General features: G+C 54.0%; 20 protein-coding genes. 6 read left to right on the forward strand and 14 right to left on the reverse strand.

Going from position 1 to position 19,526, the window contains the following annotated elements:
* Window positions 1–3 precede the first annotated feature (3 nt).
* Window positions 4–738 (forward strand): ABC transporter permease, encoded by a 735-nt coding sequence (locus MTP36_RS10470; RefSeq protein WP_249249931.1) that lies wholly within the window; start codon window positions 4–6, stop codon window positions 736–738.
* Between the two features lie 137 nt (window positions 739–875).
* On the opposite strand, the gene atpC is transcribed toward MTP36_RS10470, so the two are convergent.
* The 8 genes from atpC to MTP36_RS10510 all read right to left on the reverse strand — a co-directional run bounded on the left by atpC (window position 876) and on the right by MTP36_RS10510 (window position 7,956).
* On the reverse strand, window positions 876–1,283 hold the full coding sequence (gene atpC, locus MTP36_RS10475) for an ATP synthase F1 subunit epsilon (protein ID WP_005922235.1): 408 nt from the start codon (window positions 1,281–1,283) through the stop codon (window positions 876–878).
* Window positions 1,283–2,695 carry a F0F1 ATP synthase subunit beta gene (atpD, locus tag MTP36_RS10480; protein ID WP_249249941.1) on the reverse strand — a complete coding sequence of 471 codons (1,413 nt, stop codon included), beginning with the start codon at window positions 2,693–2,695 and terminating at the stop codon, window positions 1,283–1,285. Before atpD ends, atpC begins: the two co-directional genes overlap by 1 nt.
* Window positions 2,696–2,867: 172 nt before the next feature.
* Window positions 2,868–3,746, reverse strand: a complete 879-nt coding sequence (atpG, locus tag MTP36_RS10485) for an ATP synthase F1 subunit gamma (RefSeq protein ID WP_015538222.1) — start codon at window positions 3,744–3,746, stop codon at window positions 2,868–2,870.
* Window positions 3,733–5,487: a F0F1 ATP synthase subunit alpha gene (atpA, locus tag MTP36_RS10490; protein WP_005922243.1), complete on the reverse strand. Its 1,755-nt coding sequence runs from the start codon at window positions 5,485–5,487 to the stop codon at window positions 3,733–3,735. Before atpA ends, atpG begins: the two co-directional genes overlap by 14 nt.
* Window positions 5,477–5,968 (reverse strand): ATP synthase F0 subunit B, encoded by a 492-nt coding sequence (locus MTP36_RS10495; protein WP_005922244.1) that lies wholly within the window; start codon window positions 5,966–5,968, stop codon window positions 5,477–5,479. The genes atpA and MTP36_RS10495 overlap by 11 nt, the downstream gene beginning before the upstream one ends.
* 15 nt (window positions 5,969–5,983) lie before the next feature.
* On the reverse strand, window positions 5,984–6,211 hold the full coding sequence (gene atpE / locus MTP36_RS10500; protein ID WP_005922245.1) for an ATP synthase F0 subunit C: 228 nt from the start codon (window positions 6,209–6,211) through the stop codon (window positions 5,984–5,986).
* 40 nt (window positions 6,212–6,251) lie between these two features.
* Complete coding sequence (locus MTP36_RS10505; protein ID WP_015538221.1) at window positions 6,252–6,935, reverse strand: F0F1 ATP synthase subunit A; 684 nt, start codon at window positions 6,933–6,935, stop codon at window positions 6,252–6,254.
* A 565-nt stretch (window positions 6,936–7,500) separates the two neighbouring features.
* Entirely contained in the window at window positions 7,501–7,956 is a 456-nt protein-coding gene (locus MTP36_RS10510) for a DUF2798 domain-containing protein (protein ID WP_249249943.1), read from the reverse strand.
* A gap of 1 nt (window position 7,957) precedes the next feature.
* Here MTP36_RS10510 and MTP36_RS10515 point away from each other — a divergent pair, with 1 nt between their 5' ends.
* From MTP36_RS10515 to MTP36_RS10535, 5 genes are all read left to right on the forward strand, one after another.
* Window positions 7,958–8,254, forward strand: coding sequence for a hypothetical protein (locus MTP36_RS10515; protein ID WP_249249945.1), 297 nt, complete (start codon window positions 7,958–7,960; stop codon window positions 8,252–8,254).
* A gap of 772 nt (window positions 8,255–9,026) precedes the next feature.
* A complete protein-coding gene (locus tag MTP36_RS10520) occupies window positions 9,027–9,344 on the forward strand; it encodes a hypothetical protein (RefSeq protein WP_112090509.1) in 318 nt (105 codons plus the stop codon).
* Between the two features lie 17 nt (window positions 9,345–9,361).
* A complete protein-coding gene (locus MTP36_RS10525; protein ID WP_249249947.1) occupies window positions 9,362–9,673 on the forward strand; it encodes a hypothetical protein in 312 nt (103 codons plus the stop codon).
* A 9-nt stretch (window positions 9,674–9,682) separates the two neighbouring features.
* The gene (locus MTP36_RS10530) at window positions 9,683–9,904 is read left to right on the forward strand and encodes a hypothetical protein (protein ID WP_249249956.1); all 222 of its coding nucleotides are present in this window, start codon (window positions 9,683–9,685) and stop codon (window positions 9,902–9,904) included.
* Between the two features lie 74 nt (window positions 9,905–9,978).
* On the forward strand, window positions 9,979–10,281 hold the full coding sequence (locus tag MTP36_RS10535) for a Dabb family protein (protein WP_249249958.1): 303 nt from the start codon (window positions 9,979–9,981) through the stop codon (window positions 10,279–10,281).
* Window positions 10,282–10,358: 77 nt separating this feature from the next.
* Here MTP36_RS10535 and MTP36_RS10540 read toward each other — a convergent pair whose 3' ends face one another.
* The 6 genes from MTP36_RS10540 to MTP36_RS10565 all read right to left on the reverse strand — a co-directional run bounded on the left by MTP36_RS10540 (window position 10,359) and on the right by MTP36_RS10565 (window position 19,444).
* A complete protein-coding gene (locus MTP36_RS10540; protein WP_005922262.1) occupies window positions 10,359–10,592 on the reverse strand; it encodes a hypothetical protein in 234 nt (77 codons plus the stop codon).
* 90 nt (window positions 10,593–10,682) lie between these two features.
* Window positions 10,683–11,498, reverse strand: coding sequence for a TatD family hydrolase (locus tag MTP36_RS10545; RefSeq protein ID WP_249249968.1), 816 nt, complete (start codon window positions 11,496–11,498; stop codon window positions 10,683–10,685).
* Window positions 11,495–12,454, reverse strand: a complete 960-nt coding sequence (locus MTP36_RS10550) for a DMT family transporter (RefSeq protein ID WP_249249970.1) — start codon at window positions 12,452–12,454, stop codon at window positions 11,495–11,497. The genes MTP36_RS10545 and MTP36_RS10550 overlap by 4 nt, the downstream gene beginning before the upstream one ends.
* A gap of 12 nt (window positions 12,455–12,466) precedes the next feature.
* Entirely contained in the window at window positions 12,467–14,464 is a 1,998-nt protein-coding gene (metG, locus tag MTP36_RS10555; RefSeq protein ID WP_015538213.1) for a methionine--tRNA ligase, read from the reverse strand.
* A 443-nt stretch (window positions 14,465–14,907) separates the two neighbouring features.
* Window positions 14,908–16,293, reverse strand: a complete 1,386-nt coding sequence (glmM, locus tag MTP36_RS10560; protein ID WP_249250005.1) for a phosphoglucosamine mutase — start codon at window positions 16,291–16,293, stop codon at window positions 14,908–14,910.
* A 1,141-nt stretch (window positions 16,294–17,434) separates the two neighbouring features.
* Window positions 17,435–19,444, reverse strand: coding sequence for an RNA-directed DNA polymerase (locus MTP36_RS10565; RefSeq protein ID WP_249250007.1), 2,010 nt, complete (start codon window positions 19,442–19,444; stop codon window positions 17,435–17,437).
* Between the last annotated feature and the right edge of the window lie 82 nt (window positions 19,445–19,526).

Raw genomic sequence — 19,526 nt, forward strand, 5'->3', positions numbered from 1 at the left:
ACCATGCTGAAACGCTGTATTCTTGCGGAGAACCGCAAACTCCACGCATCCCCCATCTGGGCAATGTTCTTTGTGCTGCCCATTCTTTCGGCCACCTATGGCACTTTCAATTATCTGCAAAATCTTGAGATTCTCACCGACGGCTGGTATAGCCTGTGGACCCAGCACACCCTGTTTTATTCCATGCTCTTCTTTCCTGCCATGGTAGCCACCTATGCTGCCTACTTGTGGCGGCTGGAACATCTGGGGCACAACTGGAACCTGATCATGGCAAGCCCCGTACCGCCGCTGGACCTGTTTGTAGCAAAGTTTGCGGTGGTGACAAAGCTGGCGCTGCTGACCCACGGCTTTGTGTTCGCGCTGTTCGTGTTCTGTGGCAAGGTATTTGCCCATCTGCCCGGGCTGCCGCCGGTCACCTTACCTCTGTTTTTACTGCGGGGACTGCTGGGTGCGTTGGCTGTCATTGCCGCACAGCTGGTGCTGGCCATGATCATCCGCAGCTTTGCCGTGCCCATTTTTCTGGGGCTGCTGGGCGGCATTACCGGCATCTTTATCAGTTCCAAGGGGCATGGGCTGTTGTGGCCCTATTCCCTGATGCAGCTCGGTATGAACTCCAACAAAAGTGCGGATGCTCTGGCTGGCAGCTACGGGCTGTTTGCCTTCAGCTGCATCTTCTGGCTGGGGACGATGTTCCTTCTGGCATGGCTGCTTTTACGCCGGGAGGATGTGCGGGCGTAAGGCACAGCAGCGCACATGACGATTCCCAAAAAATGACCCTGTGGCACAATTTTCGCATCGTTGACAGACAGAAAAAACCTCCCTATGCAGTTTTCCTGCACGGGGAGGTTTTGTTATATGGAAATAGGGATGCTGCCTCAGCGCTTATACTTTGCGGCGGTCTGCAAACGCTGCATGGCACGATCCAGCGCGATCTTGCTCTGGTAATATTCGTGCATGCTCTGCTTATGCTGCAAGCGTTCCTCGGCGCGGATGCGGGCGGCCTCGGCACGGTTCTTGTCGATGTCCTCCGGGTTCTCGGCGCTGTCCACCAGCACCATCACATAGGCGGGGGTCACCTCGGCAATGCCATCGCCCACCAGTACATCCCGGGCCTTGCCGTCCACCACAAAGTGGAGGATGCCCATGTGCAGCGCCACCAGCACCGGGTTATGCCCGGCCTGTACGCCGTAGATGCCATCGCTGATGGGCAGGGTCAGATCCTCGCAGTCACCCTGATAGAACTCGCCGCTGGACGCTGTGATGCTCAGCATGAACTTGTTCATCAGACGGCACCGCCCTTTTCCTCAGCCAGCTTCTTTTCTGCTTTTTCGCGTGCTTCTTCCAGCGTACCTACGTTGAAGAATGCCCACTCCGGCAGATCGTCGGCCTTGCCGTCCACGATGGCGGCAAAACTGCGCACGGTGTCCTTCAGGGGCACATACTTGCCCTTGAGGCCGGTAAAGTTTTCGGCCACGGCAAAGGGCTGGGACAGGAATTTCTGCAGCTTGCGGGCGCGCATGACGGTCAGCTTGTCGTTCTCGTCCAGCTCGTCCATGCCCAGAATGGCAATGATGTCCTGCAGCTCCTGATAGCGCTGCAAAATGGACTGCACCTTGCGGGCTACGCGGTAGTGCTCCTCGCCCACGATGTCCGCTTCCAGAATACGGGAAGTGGAAGCCAGCGGGTCCACAGCCGGATAGATGCCCTGCTCCACGATCTTACGGGACAGCACGGTGGTGGCGTCCAGATGGGCAAAGGTGGTGGCAGGAGCGGGGTCGGTCAGGTCATCGGCAGGCACATAGACGGCCTGCACCGAGGTGATGGAACCGTCCTTGGTGGAGGTGATGCGCTCCTGCAGAGCGCCCAGCTCGTTGGCCAGCGTGGGCTGGTAGCCCACGGCAGAGGGCATACGGCCCATCAGGGCAGAGACCTCACTGCCGGCCTGCACGAAACGGAAGATGTTATCAATGAACAGCAGCACGTCCTTGTGGGTCTCCTCACGGAAGTACTCTGCCATGGTCAGGCCGGTCTCGGCCACGCGCATACGGGCTCCCGGGGGCTCGTTCATCTGGCCAAAGACCAGTGCGGTCTTGTCCAGCACGCCGGAGGCGTTCATCTCGCCCCACAGGTCACAGCCCTCGCGGGAGCGCTCGCCCACGCCGGTAAAGATGGAGTAGCCGCCGTGCTCGGTGGCCACGTTATGAATCAGCTCCTGGATCAGCACGGTCTTGCCCACGCCGGCGCCGCCGAACAGGCCGATCTTGCCGCCCTTTGCGTAAGGAGCCAGCAGGTCGATGACCTTGATGCCGGTCTCCAGGATCTCAGTTGCGGGCTTCTGCTCTGCAAAGCCGGGTGCCTTGCGGTGGATGGGCCAGTGCGGCAGCTCGTCCACAGTGCCCTTGCCGTCAATGGGGCGGCCCAGCGGGTCGAACATACGGCCCAGTGTGCCCTCGCCCACAGGGGCGGTCAGGCCGTGGCCGGTAGCTTCCACCGGCATACCCTTGCCCAGACCCTCGCTGGCAGAAAGCATGATGCAGCGCACCGTGGTCTCGTTGACGTGCTGCGTCACCTCCACGGTGCGCTCGGTGCCCTCTGCGGTCACGGTAAGCGCCTCCTGCAGGGCAGGCAGCCTGCCGGCGGTGAACTGCACATCCACCACGGGGCCTGCTACGCGAATAATAGTTCCCTGTATCATTTGGATTGCCTCTTGTCAAATATGTTTGTCCAACGAACCCTCTCAGTCATCGCTGCGCGATGCCAGCTCCCCCGAAGGGGGCGCTTTTATCTGCATCGCCGTCAACTGCCCTGAACCCCCCCTTCGGGGGAGGTGGCACGCCGTCAGGCGTGACGGAGAGGGTTTTCCTTTATTATGTCCGGTCCTGCACGGCAGCTGCGCCGCCGATGATCTCGGTGATCTCCTGCGTGATGGAGCCCTGACGGGTGCGGTTGTATTCCAGCTGCAAGTCCCGGATCATGTCATTGGCGCTCTTGGTAGCAGAATCCATGGCGGTCATGCGGGCGCTCTGCTCGGCGCAGAAGCTCTCGGTCATGGCACCAAAGATCATGCCGTGCATATAGATGGGTGCGATCTGCTCGAACACCGTCCATGCGTCCGGCACCAGTTCCACCTCGCCCTTGGGGTCACCCAGACCCTTGGGAGCAGGCTGCAAAAACCGCCGGTCCAGCGGCAGCAGACGCTCCATGACAGGCTCGCTGGTAAGGGCGTTCTGGATCTTGGTGTAGACGATGTAGATCTCGTCCAGCTTGCCGGACTTGAAGTCGTCAATGGCGTCTACCGTGATGTCGCGGGCACGCTGCAAAGTGGGTGCGGTTGCGCTGTAACGGAACTCCTCCACAAGGCGGGGATCCCGGTGGCGCAGGGCGCGGTAGCCCACCTGACCGATGACATAAAAGCGGTCATTGGGGTCTGCGTGCTCCCGCAAAAACTTGAGCAGGTTCTGGTTATAAGCACCTGCCATGCCCTTATCGGCAGTAAGCACCAAATACGCCCGCCGGGGGTTTTCCAGATTCCGCTCGTGGAAGAAGGGATGCTCCGGCTCCTCCGGCAGATGCGGCACAACACGGGAGATGGTGTCCCGCATACGGTTGAAGTAAGGGGACACATTCTGGTAGTTCTGCCGTGCCTTGCGCAGCTTGGACGAAGAGATCAGGTACATGGCATTGGTGATCTTCATGGTATCCTGAATGCTCTCGATGCGCTCCTTCAGCAGCTTACTGGACGACATGGTCATTGCCTCCCGCATAAGCTTTCCAAGCGTTCAGGATGGCATCCACCCGGTCGGGCTCCAGCTTGCCGTCAGCATCGATCTTCTGCATGGTGCCGGAGACGTCTGCGCGGAACTGCCGCACAAAGGCAGCGGTCTTTTCCCGCTGTTCTGCGGTGGGCAGAGTGTCCAGCAGGCCGTGGGAAGCCAGCACCAGAATGACCACCTGCTCGGCATCGGACTTGGGCTGGCACAGCGGCTGCTTGAGCATTTCCATCAGTGCCTTGCCGTGCTCCAGCTGGCGGCGGGTCTCGGCGTCCAGATCGGAGCTGAACTGTGCAAAGGATTCCATCTCCTTATACTGCGCCAGCTCGATACGCAGGTTTGCGTTGGCCTTTTTCATGGCTTTGGTCTGGGCAGCGCCGCCCACACGGGAAACCGACAGACCCACGTTGACAGCCGGACGGTTGCCGGCGTTGAACAGGGCGCTCTCCAGGAAGATCTGACCGTCGGTGATGGAGATGACGTTGGTGGGGATGTAGGCCGAAACATCGCCGGCCTGCGTCTCTACGATGGGCAGTGCGGTGATAGAGCCGCCGCCCAGATCATCCCGCATACGGCAGGAGCGCTCCAGCAGACGGGAGTGCAGGTAGAACACATCGCCGGGGTAGGCTTCACGGCCCGGGGAGCGGCGCAGCAGCAGCGAGATGGCACGGTAGGCCACCGCGTGCTTGGACAGGTCATCGTAAACGATGAGCACGCTCTTGCCCTTGGCCATGAAGTACTCGGCCAGTGCAGTGCCCGCATAGGGAGCAATGTACTGCAACGGGGCAGAATCCGACGCGGTAGCTGCCACGATGGTGGTATAGCTCATAGCGCCGTGCTTTTTCAGATCCTCGGCCACGCGGGCGATGGAGGAAGCCTTCTGACCGATGGCAACATAGATGCACAGCACATCCTTGTCCTTCTGGTTCAGGATGGCGTCGGTGGCAATGGAAGTCTTGCCGGTCTGGCGGTCGCCGATGATCAGCTCACGCTGACCGCGGCCGATGGGGAACATGGAGTCGATGGCCAGAATACCGGTGTGCAGCGGGGTGTCCACGCTCTGGCGCTCCAGAATACTGGGTGCCTGCTTCTCAATGGGGTTGTAGCCTTCGGCCTCAATGGGGCCTTTGCCGTCGATGGGCTCGCCCAGCGGGCTGATAACACGGCCCAGAAAAGCATCGCCCACCGGGATACCGGCGCGCTTGCCGCTGCGGGTGACCATAGTGCCCACACCAACGGTCTCGGCACCATCGAACAGCATAACGCCCAGCTGCTCGGGCTCCACGCTTTCCACCATGCCCTTGGCACCGTTTTCAAAGGTGACGATCTCGCCGTACACAGCACGGTTCATGCCGTCAATGTGCACGATGCCATCGGCAGAGGAGATGACCACACCGCCCTCTGCGGAGGTCTCGGCGGGCTTGTAGTCCTCGATGCGGGTCTTGAGGGTAGCCAGCGAGGGCTTGCCCTCCATCATTTTATCCAGCTGATGACGGCCGGAATTGTCGAACACGCGGTCGCCCACCTGCAGGACATAGCCGGAAAGCAGACTCTCGTCCACGGTGATATTCAGGATGACTTCCGTGGCGTCATACAGCTTTTTGATCTCCGACTTGATGCGGTCCAGATCTTTTTCGCGGAGTTTATGGGCACAGCGCAGGCTGGCCTTGACGATGCGGTTATCCGCAAAAAATTCACGACTGAATTCAGTTGCCATTGCCTGCACCTGCTTTCTGCAGCAGATCGTCCAGCAGCTGATCATCATCCTGGGCGGTCAAATTATGTTTCAAAAGCTTTTCGCACATGGAGCGTGCCAGTGCCGTAGCCTGTGCATCTGCTTCCCGCAGCTTGTTCTGGCGCTCGATCTCCACAGCAGCCTTACCGGCAGCCACGATCTCATCGGCCTGCTTCTGCGCGTCGGCCAGCAGCTGCTGCTTTTCCACCTCGGCCTGCTTCTCGTAGGCTTCGCGGCGGGCTGCGGCTTCGTTGTCCACATTACGCAGCTTGTCCTGCGCGGTCGTAAGTGCTGCGGCGGCCTCGGTCTTGGAGGTCTGTGCCGCTGCAATGTCTGCCTCGATCGTCTTCTGGCGCTGATCCAGCACGTTCTGGATGGGCTTGAACAAAAACTTGCGCAGCAGCACATACAGGATCAGGACATCCACCACGGTCCACAGCAGGTTCAAATCCAACTTCAGCATTCGTCCACGCCTCCGTTACTGGCCCAGGAACAGGATGATCAGCAGTGCAACGACGAAGCCGAAAATTGCGGTACCTTCTGCCAGCGCAGCGCCCAGCAGCAGGTTCGTCTGGATCTTGCCGGAAGCCTCCGGCTGGCGGGAGATGGCCTCCGTTGCCTTACCCGTTGCAATACCAATGCCAATACCGCCGCCAATGCCGGTCAGCGCTGCAATGCCAGCGCCCAGAGCTACCAAACCACTCATAGTTCTATCTCCTTTGTAATTACAGTTTTAAATGTGTTGTTTATTCCTCGCCGCCGATGCTCTCTTTCATAAACAGTGCGGTCAGGAACACGAAAACATAGGTCTGGATCAGACCATCGAACAGGTCAAAATACAGGCTGAACACCGCCGGGACGAACACCGGCACCACCAGCTTGAGCAGTTCCATGATAACGAACGCGCCCAGCACGTTGCCGAACAGTCGCATACACAGACTGGTGGGGCGAATGGCGATCTCGAGGATGTTCATAGGGGTCATGATGGGGGTAGGGGCTGCAAGGCTCTTGAGAAAGCCCGCGCCGCCCCGGGCGCGAACGCCTGCATACTCGATAAGCACGATGCTCATCAGTGCCAGCGCAGCGGTCACATCCAGATCCTTTGTGGGGGGCTTTACGCCGAACACGCCGATCACGTTGGAGCAGGCAATGTACAGCGCCACGGTCATCAGGTAGGGCACATAGCGGCTGCCCTCCTTGCCCAGCAACCCTTCAAAGAAGTTTTTGCCAAGGGAGTACAGCGCTTCCAGTGCTGCCTGACGCTTGCTGATGTGATCCACCTTCAGGTTGCGGGTAAGCAGGATGGAGCCCACCACCAGCAGCAGCATGATCACCCAGCTGATGACCACCGATTCCGGGATCTGCAGCGAGCCGACCTTGACATACTCCACGGTGAGTTCTTCCATCAGAGCCTGCGTCAATTTGTTCATTTGCTTTTCCTCCTTCCTGCAGGGATAGGGGTCTGCGGGCGGGAGCCGGGTGTGCGGCAGATCCCCGGCCGAGGATCTGCCGCACACTTTTGCTCCGCGCCCCTTCACACCTTCTTATCGCGCGAAGAAAAGACTGTGCACCGTGAAAAAAGCAAGGAAGGCGCTGCTGAATGCTTTCTGCGCCCTCCCCTTTCTCTGTCGGTTTCGTCTTTTTTCGTTGTGTATAATAGTACGATTGCACAAAATTGGCAAGGGTATTTGTGTACATTCTACATTTTACCCGGTAGCATTGCACCGACAAAACAAAACTGTTGTACAGGGTGCACAATTGCAAGTTAAAAAAGCATATAATCTGTACAATGTTCTTGGATTTTTCCAGTGCTTTGCAGGCGTATTCTTCCGGTTTTGGGAAATATTTCCGCAAAAATAGCCGTACCGTATAGCTTTTATATATCAGGTATATAAAAAACGTATAGGTATCTTCCCCGGTATGTTTGGACAGCATCTTATGTATATTCCTTATACATATTTATTATAGAATCGCAGCCAAACCGCCTTACATGGCCTACTTTTCCCCGCGGCGGAACACCAGCCGGAAGATGGCACGGGCAAGCGGGCCGCAGTACAGCATCTGCCAGCACAGCGCCATGGGCATATTGCAGCCCCAAGTATGTACCCACATCCCAAAGCTCGGCTCTTTGAACAGCAGCGTTGCGACCAGGCTCATCACCGGGCACATGATGCACACGATCATCAGCGAGATGGCGTAGGTGATGAACTGCGGGCGGTCTGTGGGGCGCATAAACAGGAATGCCAGCTTCGTGGCCAGCTTTTCCACCACAAAAAATTCCAGCACAAAGGCCACCGGCACCATGATCGGCATTTCGTGCAGAGCCATAACAAAAGTAGCATTGGTCACGCCGTTTGTGTTCAACGCCACATTGTAGACGATCATGCCATAGACCATGATAGCGGCCATGACAATGGTAAAGAAGATGCGTTCCGGTAAAGTTTTAGGCATTTTGATTGATTCTCCGTTTCTTTTTTATGCAAATTTTCGCCGCAAAAAAGCCGCCCCGCGAAACTTTCATCTCGCGGGGCGGCGGCGACTACCATTCATTGGTGGTATTTTAGCACAAATAGAACCGGCGCATAATACCTTGCGGGCACTTTCTCCCCTTTTGTGGAAAATCCTTCACGAACGACCCGGAACTTCTGGGCAATTTTTCCGCACCGCCGCAGGTTTTAACATTGCACAAAAACAAAATTTATTCTTTGTGCGGTCTGCCAATAGACAAATCGTGCTTCTTCCTGTATAATTAAGCCAGAAACCAGAGAAGTACAGCAGAAGCTCAAAAGAGAGTTACTCCCGCTGACTTTAAGAAGAAAGGAGCGAAGACCGATGGTTGATATGGAACCCGCACAGCAGGGACAGGCTGTCGGGGTTCGCTGAGAAGCAAAATAGAGGCTCACCACAAACGGGATGTTTCCCCCGTATAAAAACACAAAAACAGAGCCAGTCTTGAGCATCAAAAATGCGATAACACGACAACCTGTCGATTCAATTCTTCCCAGAGCGTTCAGATAGATCCGCTGGAGATGATTCTTATGAAAGTATCAATGATCCGGAGAACCTTATTTGAATAGCTGAAAAGGAGTTCTACCAATGTACTAAGTAAGACGTTTCCCTTGCAAATCTAACTCGAAAGAATGTGGTAATATGAAATTCATCCTCATGAACCGTTTGCCGCAGTCCAACAGTTGAGAAAAGGGTCAGTCCAATGTACAGTTGATTTTCATCCCCTTGCAAAGTACCTAAATTCTGAAGAAACGTTTCTAAGGAGAGTCACCCTATGAAACCCGTATTCCGAAAATGAGGTCACCAAGGAGAAGAGGCTTATGACTCCGAAGAAGTAAGTATCCAGCCGGACGAGGGCTTGCAACCGCCTCGTCCGGCTGGTTTTATTTTATGTTGTTTCAACAAATAGTTGATGGCCAATTTATGCAAAATTTACGCAGGAAGGTTGAATAGCGTCCTTGTGTTTTCGCCCCCCTATGTTATAATATGGTAAAAGATGGGAGGTGCATTTTATGCAGCTGGCGTTTGGCTGGTACAACATTATTGAACTCTTGTTCTGCCTTGTAGCGCTGTGGATGGGCATTCGCGACCTGCAGGGCAAAGACCCGCTGATCCACACCTTTTTTAATCAATATGACCGCGACCCGGAATACCGCGCCATGTGGCAGAAGAAAAACGGCGTGTGGGAGATCTTCAACGCAATGGTTCTTGCTTCTTCGCAGTTTCTGGGCAACTTCCCCACCCTGAGCAACGGGGTACGCACCATTACAGTCATCGTTGATGTGATCTACCTGATCCTGTATGAAATCTGGGAGCACAGCGCGGATTGAGCCGCCGGGAGGTAGCTATGAACCTGAACCTTTCCACTTCAGACTGGCTGAACGCAGCACTGGGCGTATTGTTTTTATACCGCGGCATTCGGGACTTGTACAATGGCACCGGCACCGGTTGGAGCAGTGAGGACGAAAAGAAGCACTTCCACAAATTTTACGGCATTCTGTTGATCCTTTGCGGTGCATTCTGGCTGGTCAACATTTTTCTGCCCAGAGTCGAGCCGCTGCACTCCATTTTGATGGTGGCGGCGCTTGTGTTCAGTGTTGCTCTGCTGATCTCACATCTGTGCTATACCCTGAGCAGGGACGACAAAAACAAAAAGTGAGGGGTTTCCATGGAAGTCATCTTATCGATCTTGGTCGCGCTTTTCGGCATCGGGTTCGGTATCTTTATGGCGCTGCAGCCGGAGGATGCCATTGCCCTGCGTTCCCGCAGGCGGTACACGCAGGTGCCCGAACCTACGGAGGAGTACATCCGGCTAACCCGGCTGGAGGGCATCGTAGTTTCGGTGCTCTGTGCTGTGCTTTTAGTGGTGCTGCTGTTCGCGCCCAAATAATACTTTGCAGCTTTCCTCTTGCGGATTTTTTCTCGCCCTGTTACAATGAGAAAAAACGCAGGAGGTTTTTTGTTATGGTCAAGCACGTTATTCTCTGGCAGCTGAAGGACGAGTTGTCCACCGAGGAAAAGGCCGCCGTCAAGGCCGGCATCAAAGAGGGGTTGGAAAGCCTTTCCGGCAAAATTCCGGGGCTTGTGGACATCCATGTCAACATTGATGCTCTCCCCTCCTCCAACGCCGACCTGATGCTGGATACCACCTTTGAGAGCGCCGAGGCGCTCAAGGGGTACTCCACCCACCCGGCGCATGTGTCAGTGGCAAACAGCAAGGTGCGCCCCTACTACAAAAACCGCGTCTGTCTGGACTACGAGGTATAAGGCAGCGGTCATTTTACGCAAAAAGGGTCATTGCACGGTTTGTGCAATGACCCTTTTACTATCAGGCGATGCCGAACTTACTGAACGAACTCCACGGTGTACTCAAAGCCGTACTCTTCCTGCAGCTTCTTGACCTCGGGCTCGCAGTCCTCGATGAAGGTGGGAGCGTAAACGGAAGCGCCGTTGTGTGCCTTCTTGTAGTCCTCCACGATCTGCTGCAGCTTTGCCCAGCCCTCGTTGGCCTTGTTCTGGTCGATGCTGTCAGGGAAGTTGATGATGAACTCGCGGTGTTTGGGAATACGTGCCTTCATAATAGTGATCTCCTTATTCTTATCGTTTTCAATAAATCAGCTTTTTATTCAGAAGCGGAGCGCTTTGCCCCGCGACCTGCGAAAAAACGGTTACAGCCCGAACACCCGGCGGGCGTTTGCGGCGGTGGTGCGGAACACCTCTTCCGGCTCCAGTGCCTTGCGCTGGGCGATGTATGCACCCACATAGCGGATGAGGGAGCTGTCGCAGCGGGTGCCGCGCACCGGCTCCGGTGCCATGTAGGGGCAGTCGGTCTCCAGCACGATGGCGTCCAGCGGCAGGGCGTCGATGGCCTTGGCTGCGCGCTTGGCACCGTTGAAGGTGCAGGCACCGCCAAAGCCAATGTACAACCCCTGCGCCGCCAGCTGCACGGCATCCTCGGCGCTGCCGGAATAGCAGTGCACAATGCCCTTGGGGCGGTATTTTTTAAGCAGGGCGTAAACGTCTGCGTGCGCCTGCCGGTCGTGCACGATGATGGGCTTGTCCAACTCCAACGCCAGCCGGATCTCGGCTTCAAACAGCGCCAGCTGGGCGTCCTTGGGCACTGGCCAGTGATAGTCCAGCCCGCACTCCCCTACCGCCACCACCTTGGGGTCGTCGTAGTAAGGCATCAGCGCCCGCATCTCGGCGGCCCAATCGCCCCCGTACACCGACACCGTGGGCGCAGGGCCGTCCTCGCCGCAATCGGCGGCGGGCAGCAGGCTTTCCGGGTGGATGCCAATGGCCGCCACCACCCACGGATAGCGGTGCGCCAGCTCCAGCACCCGGGGCGCATCCCCGGAGTGGGTGGCCTGCTCGCACACACCTACCACACCCTTGCCGGGCAGGCTGTCCAGCAGAGCAAAGCGGTCGGCGTCAAAAGCGCGGGCACTGTAATGGGCGTGGGTGTCAAAAATAGGTCCGGTCATACCTTCTCCTTTTGGGCGGGGGCTTTATTCACCAGCCAGATGCCCACGCATACGAACACCAGCGCCGCCAGATACTGCCAGCGGAACAGCGGTTCGCCGTTGAGCACGGCGCTCAGCAGCACATTGACCACCGGGTTGACAAAGCTAAAGATTGCGATGCGGCTGACCGGGTTGTTTTTCATCAGCAGCGCCCACAAGATATAGCCTGCGCCGCAGATGAAGGCCAGATACAGCATGACCACCGCAGCCAGTGCGCTTTGCGCATGGAGACGGCCGCCCATGACAGTGCCCAGCACAAACAGTGCCAGCCCACCCACAAACAGGTTCAGGAAGCAGACAGCAAAGCTGTCGGCCTTTTTGGTGACCGACTTGTTCCACGGGCCGGACAGAGTGAAGATGACGGTCGCCGCCATCATGCAGAACACGCCCCAGCCGCTGCCGCCGCCGTGGTTGCCAATCGTACCGATAAGCACTCCGGCAAAACCCACAGCGCAGCCCAGCGTTTTTGCCGGGGTCATGCGGTCCGCATTGCCGTAGATAAAGTGGGCAAAGATGACGCCCAGAAAGCTCTGGGTGCTGTTCAGGATGCCGCCAAACGCGCCGGTGAGCATGGCCACGGCGATATAGTAGAACGCATACTGTGCCGTGGTCTGCCACAAGCCCAGCGCGCAGCACTCGGCTGCCACCCTGCCCCGGGGCAGGCGGGGTGCTTTTCCCTGCAGTAGGATACTGCCCAGCAGCACCAGCACGCTGCCCAGCATGAACCGCACCCCTGCAAAACAGAAGATGGAGGCGGTGTTGCCGGAGTCGATGGAGAACAGGCGGTAGCCCAGCTTGATGAACGGAAAGGCCGAACCCCACAGGACATTGCAGAAGATGGCCAGCAGCACGGCGCACACCGGCGTGCCGAAGATCTTATCCAGCTTTGCCGCACGGACGGCTGTATTATCAGACATGATGTTCCTCACTTAGTGGATGCGGCTGCCCACGGGGGTATCGTCACCGTAGAAAGCAATGGAGCAGCCGCCGTCGGCGGTGTCGGCAGCAAAGATCATGCCCTCGCTGACGTACTTGCCCTTGAGCATGGGACGGGGTGCCAGATTGCACACGATGCCCAGCTTTTTGCCAATGAGATCCTCCGGCTTGAACCACTTGGCAATGCCGGACAGGATGCAGCGCTCCCGCTCGCCGTCAAAGACGGTGAGGTGCAGCAGCTTCTTGCTCTCCTTCAGGTTCTCGCAGGCGCGCACCTCGGCCACACGCAGCTCCACCTTGCAGAAGGTGTCAAAGTCGATCTCTTCCTCATGGGTGAAGTCCACGGTGCTCTCCTCTGCGGGGGCGGCAGCCTTCTTCTCGGCTTCCTCCTTGGCCTTGTTGGCAGCAGCGGCAGCGGCCTTGCGCTTCTCGTCCTCTTCCTTCAGGTGGGCGATCTCCTTAGCCACGTCAATGCGGGGGAACAGTGCCTCGCCCTTATGCACAGTATAGGTCTGCTGTGCGCCGTAGGTGGTCTTGGTCAGATCCAGTGCAGAAGCGTCCAGACCCAGCTGCTCCATCATCTTGGGGGCAGTGGTGGGCAGGTAGGCATTCAGCAGGATGCCGCACACGCGCAGTGCCTCGCACAGGTGGTACAGCACGCTCTCCAGACGCTGCTTGTTGGCCTCGTCCTTTGCCAGTGCCCAGGGTGCGGTCTCGTCGATATACTTGTTGGCGCGCTGGATGACCGCAAAGATCTCCATCAGTGCCTGCGGGATGGTCAGGTCATCCATATCGGCAGTGACCTTGGCGGTCAGCTCGTTGACCATGGTCTCCAGCTCGGTGTCGATGGCCTCGGTACCAGCCACGTTATGCACAGTGCCGCCGAAGTACTTTTCGCACATGGCCACGGTACGGCTGAGCAGGTTGCCCAAGTCGTTCGCCAGATCACTGTTGATGCGGTTGATCAGCGCTTCGTTAGTGAACATACCATCGTTGCCAAAGGGGATCTCGCGCAGCAGGAAGTAGCGGATGGCGTCCACGCCGTAGCGGTCGCACAGGATAACGGGGTCTACCACGTTGCCCACAGACTTGGACATCTTGCCGCCGTTCATCAGCAGCCAGCCGTGGCCGAACACCCGCTTGGGCAGCGGCAGATCCAGTGCCATCAGCATGGCAGGCCACAGGATGGTGTGGAAGCGCAGAATCTCCTTGCCTACCATGTGCAGGTCGGCCGGCCAGAATTTATCGTAATCGTGATAAGTTTCGTTGCCGTAGCCCAGTGCGGAGATATAGTTGCTCAGAGCATCGACCCAGACGTACATGGTGTGCTTGGGGTCGAAGGGCACGGGGATGCCCCACTTGACCGAGGTACGGGATACGCAGGTGTCCTGCAGGCCCTGCTTGATGAAGGCGATCATCTCATTCTTACGGCTCTCGGGCTGGATGAACTGGGGATTCTCCTCATAGAGCTTCAGCAGGCGGTCGGCGTACTTGCTGGTCTTGAAGAAATAGGCCTCCTCGTGGGCATCATAGACTTCGCGGCCGCAGTCCGGGCACTTGCCGTCCACCAGCTGGCTGTCGGTCCAGAAGCTCTCGCAGGGCTTGCAGTAGTGGCCGATGTACTCGCCCTTGTAGATATCGCCCTGCTCGTACAACTTGGTGAAGATCTTCTGGCAGCTTTCCATGTGGTAGTCATCGGTGGTGCGGATAAAGCGGTCGTAGCTGACATCCAGCAGCTTCCACAGATCCTTGACGGTGGCCACGATCTTGTCCACATACTCCTTGGGGGTGACGCCGGCATCGGCAGCCTTATCCTGGATCTTCTGGCCGTGCTCATCGGTGCCGGTCAGGAACATGACGTCGTAGCCCTGCATCCGCTTGAAGCGGGCCAGCGCATCACATGCCACGGTGGTGTAGCTGTGGCCGATGTGCAGCTTATCGCTGGGGTAGTAGATGGGGGTGGTGATATAAAATGTCTTGTGTTCGCTCATGGGGTTCTATCTTCCTTTCTTTTGGTTCTGCAAGCAAAAAACGCTCCCGCCCTGCCGGGTATAACCGGACAAGGACGAGAGCGCTGAACCTTCGTGGTACCACCTTGCTTCGCTGTGCCCTTGCGGACGCAGCCTTTAGCCGACAAAAAACCGGCCTTGCGCGGTAACGGGCGCACCCCGTCGCAGGCTCATTGTTCACCTGCGCGGCTCCAAGACCATCTTCGGCACCGCGCGGCCTGCCCGGTTCCATCCTTCGGGCTTTCTGTCAGGCGCAGACGGTGCGTACTCTTCTCTTCACAGCCAATTTGACACAATTTTCAGTGTTACTTTTATCATACGCAAAAAGTGCGGATTTGTCAACAAAAAGATGCAGGATCACGCCACACAGAGCATCTGCCGCCCGCATTTTGGTGCACGGGCAACATCTGCTGCAGTGCTCCGTCTCAGACGGCGTAGCCCTTGCCCTTGATGACCTCCACCACCTGAGAAACGTACTTCTGGCAGGTGTCGTGGTCGGGAGCTTCCACCATCACGCGGACAAGCGGCTCGGTGCCGGACTCGCGCACCAGAATGCGGCCGGTATCGCCCAATGCTTCTGCCACAGCCTTGACTGCCTCCTGCACCGCCGGGTCGTTCTGCGCAGCCTTTTTATCCGTCACACGGACGTTTTCCAACACCTGCGGGTAGATCTTCAGCGGCTCGGCCAGCTTGCTCATGGGCATCTTCTTCGCCAGCATAACTTCCATCATCTTCAGGCTGGTCAGGATGCCGTCACCGGTGCTGGCGTACTTGGAGAAGATGATGTGGCCGCTCTGCTCGCCGCCGATCCGGCAGCTGTTCTTAGCCATGTATTCGTAGACGTACTTATCGCCCACGGCGGTCTTTGCATAGCCGATGCCCTGCTCGTCAAAGGCCTTGTACAGGCCAAAGTTGGACATGACCGTGGTGACCACGGTGTTGTTCATCAGCTCGCCGTGCTCCTTCATGTAGCAGCCGTAGATGTACAGGATGTGGTCGCCGGTAATGACGTTGCCCTTCTCGTCCACGCACAGGCAGCGGTCAGCATCACCATCAAAGGCAAAGCCAACGTCCAGACCGTTCTCCACTACGAACTTCTGCAGGCCCTCGATATGGGTAGAACCGGCATTATTGTTAATGTTCAGGCCGTTCGGCTTGTTGTTGATGACGTAGGTGTCAGCGCCCAGAGCGTCAAACACGGACTTAGCGATATTCCAGCTGGAGCCGTTGGCGCAGTCCAGACCGACCTTAATGCCCTTGAAGGAGTAGATACCCAGAGAGATCAGGTAGCCCATGTAGCGGTTACGGCCTGCCACATAGTCCACGGTGCAGCCGATGTGCTCCCGGTGTGCAAAGGGCAGCTCCGGCCAGTCCTTGTCAAACACATGGAGTTTGCCGTCAAGGTAGTCCTCCACCAACAGCAGGGTCTCCTCGGGCATCTTCTCACCGTAGCAGTCGATGAGCTTGATGCCGTTATCATAGAACGGATTGTGGCTGGCAGAGATCATAATGCCGCAGTCGAAGTCATCCACGCGGGCAATGTAGGCCACAGACGGGGTAGTGGTGACGTGTAGCAGGTAGGCGTCTGCGCCGGAAGCAGTCAGGCCTGCGACCAGACTGTACTCGAACATATAGGAGCTGCGGCGGGTGTCCTTGCCGATAACGATACGGGCGGGCTCATTGTTGCCGTTGCGCTCGCGCAGAGCGTTATAATACCAGCCCAGAAAACGGCCAACCTTGTAGGCATGGTCAGCGGTCAGATCAATGCCCGCTTCCCCACGGAAGCCATCGGTCCCAAAATACTTTCCCATTCTTGATTACCTCGTTCCCAAAAGTGAACTTTTTATAGTGTATATGCTTTTCCCTGTTGCCTGATGCTCCCTGCAAAGAGAAGCAATATCGTCTGCATGGTACATCGGCTCCGGGACGCTGTAAGTTCAGTATAGCACAATTCTCAGAGCAAATCATCCTTTCTTTGGATTTTCTCCCTGCAAGCAGATAAAAAACGCCCTTCCTCTCACGGAATCCCGCAAAAGAAAGGGTGTTGAACTTAATATCCTGTTGTCGCGCCGATCACAGCATATTCGTACCAGAAAGGCTGTTATCAGCCGTCATTCGGCGCAGCGTCTCAAGCGCTTTTTAACGTTAGAACGTCATTAGCAGTTCTCAGCAAAGTACTTAATGGTACGAACCATCTGAGAGGTGTAGGAGTTCTCGTTGTCGTACCAAGACACGACCTGAACCTGATAGGTGTCATCGTAGCTACGCTAAATTTTCACGATTTTTTTTGTGATCGTTCATAATTTCGAAACAACAGTTACAGTACCACAGCATACCGTTGTCGTACCAAAACCGGCTTATTCGTATTAAAATTATACCATGTTTTGGCGTTATTTTCAAGTTTTTTCGCAATTTTGTGTTTTTGGATTTTTTGCATTTCCGCACTTTTTATGCGTATGGATTTTCATGTGATATCGTGCTCACTCTTCGGAGCGTCCGGGACCCGGGGCTTCCGCCGGGGCGTTCGCCCTGCCCAGATGCGCTCCTCAGGGTGGGTGATGACGGGTTGAATTACGGTTTGATTGGTGCATTGATGGACTAGCTTGGACGATGGGTTATCTCTGATTTTTGAAGAATACTTTTGAAGCGATTGAAGTTGTTTTGATGTGCAGATTGCCTTGATAGCTTCTTGTCTGTGATGTTCCTTTGCTTAGCCTCCGCTCTCCCCTGCTACCTCTCTTGCTGAAATTTCCCCGGAAGTGATTTTGAGGGATGGAATGAGAAACGGATATATTTGTTCGATATAGAACAATTGCTCCATTATAAAACCGCATGGATGAGATTTTGTAATCACACCCACACGGTTTGAGGGTTAAAAAAATTTATAAAATGTGGAATTTCCCTTTGTCTCGAACTAAAACCGTTTTGCTTCACCAAATCAGTTGGTGTTTTTCAGTCCAAGCTAGTTATAAACCCTATTTGATTTTTTTTGTAATTTTTAAAAATTGTTCTTTGATAAGTTCTATAAGTAATCCGGTTATCAAAAGAGCGTATTTTCCCCCAGTTAAAAAAGCTTTTTTCCGGTTTGTTCCCCTGATTTGAACGTTGGAGAAACTCACATAAAAGCTTTTTAATTTTTTCAGACGGAAGATTTACCTTTGATTCATTTGGCGTTATATCTTTCACAAACTGAGTAATTTTTTTCTTTAATTCATTTGACAAGAAAGGGCAATTATGAAATATAAGAATGTACCAAAATTCCTCATACATCATTGGCTCTCTTTTCGAAATTCTATCAATTTTATCATCAACCACTAACTCAACTTCCGCAAGAATTTTTTCAAAGAAATTCTTATAATATTTAGAGTACCGCAGTATGATTCCCCACAATATTGGGTTGTCCAATGCCCGAATTCTCTCAACAATATTCTCCTCCACCTTAGAAGATAGTGTCAAGCCGTACTCCGAAAGCAACGGAAACCAATCACATAAATCAAACAAGTTTCCTTTTTCAAAAATGAATGCATATCGCCAAATACATTTTCTCAACTTTTCTCTGACAATTTCATTGGCTTTAAAATCAACTTCATCATTAATATACGATAGAATTGATATAACTTTCCGTGTTGATTCAAACGAAGGGCAATATGCATAGATGTATAAAGTTAAATCGATCAGGAGCATTGCCTTCCCATATTGATCCTGGTGAAAAAGATTATATCCATTCCTTTTCCTCCCAATATTGTTTAGTATTGTCGAAAGCAGAAACGAAACGATAGTATGTCTTTCTTCTGAATACTTTTTCATTAAAACGGTTATTTCATCTTTTATTCGGTCAACCGGGATAAACGTATCTTTTACCAAAATCTGTTCTTCCGTTGGAAACTTGCGGAAATCATCTAGTTTCCCTTGATAGAAAAAATCACCTATAGCATCCGCCAGTAGCCTTGTGCTTTCAAGCCAGTCTTTAGGCAAACAGGGTGTAGCGTCTTTTATATATTTCAAATCATTTAATCTTAGCAAATAGCGTTCCGCAATCAAACGATACTGTTCAACAATGTAATCAATCACTACATCGTTTGAGGCAAAAATGAAGATATCATCAACGTATCGGTATATTTTGTAATCAATTCCATAAACAATATTTTGAATTTCTAACGCCCTCTTAACTTCACAATCAATCCATTGCAACAGAATTTCAGCCATCATTCGAGAAAACTCAGGTCCCACCACAATGCCATTCGAAAAGCGTCCATTAATGTTTTGCATAATTCGATCGATTTCCACGAACAAATTAGAGTTTTTTGCATTTTTTGCATCAACTGTATTTTTTTCTATGCACCATGAAAAAGCGTGGGTGTAAATGCTATCAAAGCATGCTTTATAGTCCACTTTTGCATATACTGGAAATTTAAAATTATTCACACGCCAAATATGCGAACCTGTAAAGCTGTTAATTGATTTATATGGACCAATTTTAAAAAAAGTGCCACTCTGTTGAATTATCGATCGATCGGCAAAACAGGCTCTGTCTTGAAAATAGTGAATTTCTTTTTTCAAACGGGAGCGGTACACTAAATCCGTATTTTTTTGATGGTATCGAATAGAAAATTCATGATGTTGTTCAAAATAGTCTAAAATTTCTTTTTGATAGCAGTCGATAAAGAAAAACAAATTCAGTGCTGAACATGGTTGAATAATGCTCATTTCCCTTGTTGAATTAGTCCCCTTGAGAATCCTATACTTTAACGGCTTTGTTCCCCAACCATCCTCAAATAAAGATTTTCCTGCGGCCTTCATCATGTAGAAGTCTTTCAACAAGTTATTTATCACTTTCTGCTGAGGCTTTTCTGTCAAAAACTCATAAAAACTTGTAAAAGAAAACAGTTCCGAAACTTCCACCGGAAGCAAATCTGTCAGGATAAAATCCAACTTATTTCTCTCTAACCCCATCCACCCCATTGACTTTTCCTCCCCAATAGTATATGCTTAATAGGCAAGCATATGTTTTGCAGTGTTTATCATGTAAACACACACATCATCG

The sequence above is a fragment of the Faecalibacterium sp. I4-1-79 genome (genome assembly GCF_023347235.1).
In the GTDB taxonomy this organism is placed as follows: Bacteria; Bacillota; Clostridia; order Oscillospirales; family Ruminococcaceae; genus Faecalibacterium; species Faecalibacterium tardum.

Bases quoted from the DNA above. Each gene is read 5' to 3' on its own strand.
- MTP36_RS10565 (WP_249250007.1), bottom strand. From the start codon at position 19,444: ATGGGGTGGATGGGGTTAGAGAGAAATAAGTTGGATTTTATCCTGACA.
- MTP36_RS10550 (WP_249249970.1), bottom strand. From the start codon at position 12,454: ATGTCTGATAATACAGCCGTCCGTGCGGCAAAGCTGGATAAGATCTTC.
- MTP36_RS10545 (WP_249249968.1), bottom strand. From the start codon at position 11,498: ATGACCGGACCTATTTTTGACACCCACGCCCATTACAGTGCCCGCGCT.
- MTP36_RS10535 (WP_249249958.1), top strand. From the start codon at position 9,979: ATGGTCAAGCACGTTATTCTCTGGCAGCTGAAGGACGAGTTGTCCACC.
- MTP36_RS10525 (WP_249249947.1), top strand. From the start codon at position 9,362: ATGAACCTGAACCTTTCCACTTCAGACTGGCTGAACGCAGCACTGGGC.
- atpD (WP_249249941.1), bottom strand. From the start codon at position 2,695: ATGATACAGGGAACTATTATTCGCGTAGCAGGCCCCGTGGTGGATGTG.
- atpA (WP_005922243.1), bottom strand. From the start codon at position 5,487: ATGGCAACTGAATTCAGTCGTGAATTTTTTGCGGATAACCGCATCGTC.
- MTP36_RS10495 (WP_005922244.1), bottom strand. From the start codon at position 5,968: ATGCTGAAGTTGGATTTGAACCTGCTGTGGACCGTGGTGGATGTCCTG.
- MTP36_RS10505 (WP_015538221.1), bottom strand. From the start codon at position 6,935: ATGAACAAATTGACGCAGGCTCTGATGGAAGAACTCACCGTGGAGTAT.
- atpG (WP_015538222.1), bottom strand. From the start codon at position 3,746: ATGTCGTCCAGTAAGCTGCTGAAGGAGCGCATCGAGAGCATTCAGGAT.
- MTP36_RS10540 (WP_005922262.1), bottom strand. From the start codon at position 10,592: ATGAAGGCACGTATTCCCAAACACCGCGAGTTCATCATCAACTTCCCT.
- atpC (WP_005922235.1), bottom strand. From the start codon at position 1,283: ATGAACAAGTTCATGCTGAGCATCACAGCGTCCAGCGGCGAGTTCTAT.
- MTP36_RS10470 (WP_249249931.1), top strand. From the start codon at position 4: ATGCTGAAACGCTGTATTCTTGCGGAGAACCGCAAACTCCACGCATCC.
- MTP36_RS10530 (WP_249249956.1), top strand. From the start codon at position 9,683: ATGGAAGTCATCTTATCGATCTTGGTCGCGCTTTTCGGCATCGGGTTC.
- glmM (WP_249250005.1), bottom strand. From the start codon at position 16,293: ATGGGAAAGTATTTTGGGACCGATGGCTTCCGTGGGGAAGCGGGCATT.
- metG (WP_015538213.1), bottom strand. From the start codon at position 14,464: ATGAGCGAACACAAGACATTTTATATCACCACCCCCATCTACTACCCC.
- MTP36_RS10510 (WP_249249943.1), bottom strand. From the start codon at position 7,956: ATGCCTAAAACTTTACCGGAACGCATCTTCTTTACCATTGTCATGGCC.
- atpE (WP_005922245.1), bottom strand. From the start codon at position 6,211: ATGAGTGGTTTGGTAGCTCTGGGCGCTGGCATTGCAGCGCTGACCGGC.
- MTP36_RS10520 (WP_112090509.1), top strand. From the start codon at position 9,027: ATGCAGCTGGCGTTTGGCTGGTACAACATTATTGAACTCTTGTTCTGC.